Origin of the sequence: Haloferax sp. Atlit-10N, assembly GCF_003586325.1 — an archaeon.
GTDB classification, from domain to species: Archaea; Halobacteriota; Halobacteria; order Halobacteriales; family Haloferacaceae; genus Haloferax; species Haloferax prahovense.
This window is the reverse complement of the sequence record NZ_PSYX01000201.1, coordinates 1-430: the sequence shown is the minus strand read 5'-3', so window position 1 is coordinate 430 and position 430 is coordinate 1. Positions and strand designations below refer to the sequence as shown.

Annotated in this window: 1 pseudogene; it reads right to left on the bottom strand. The window is 50.5% G+C overall.

Features of this window, described 5'->3' with window-relative positions:
• Window positions 1–98: 98 nt before the first annotated feature.
• Window positions 99–430, bottom strand: a pseudogene (locus C5B91_RS21880) (hypothetical protein); the annotation flags it as partial.

The window sequence follows — 430 nt, the reverse complement described above, 5'->3', positions numbered from 1 at the left end:
TCCCGACATCGATCTCGGAAGCAGAATAATTCTATTCTTCCTCGGACTGTTCTTCTTCTGGGCGGGTCTCCGCTTTTCCAGGGCCTGATCTAATCGTATCAGAATCTGCCTCTCAATTTGGAAGCAGCTTGATTCAACTTTTTTCGCGGACTCGGCAGCCTTTCTATGACCCGATCTTTCCAGAGTAGGACTTTGCCGATTGGACTATCTGTGGTTCGTTCTTCGACTTGCCAGCCCTCTTCTCTGAGGTAGTCGGCTATTCCCGGACGGTGATTCCCTCCACAAGTGATCAAGACTGACTGATAACCCTCATTTTCGGCAGTCTTGAGGATCTCTTCTGCCATACATTCGTCCCGGTCGTACATCACCCGGTTCTCTATGAGCAGGAAATACGCCAGTGCCCAGGCAAAGCCGTCGAGGAACATTAGTC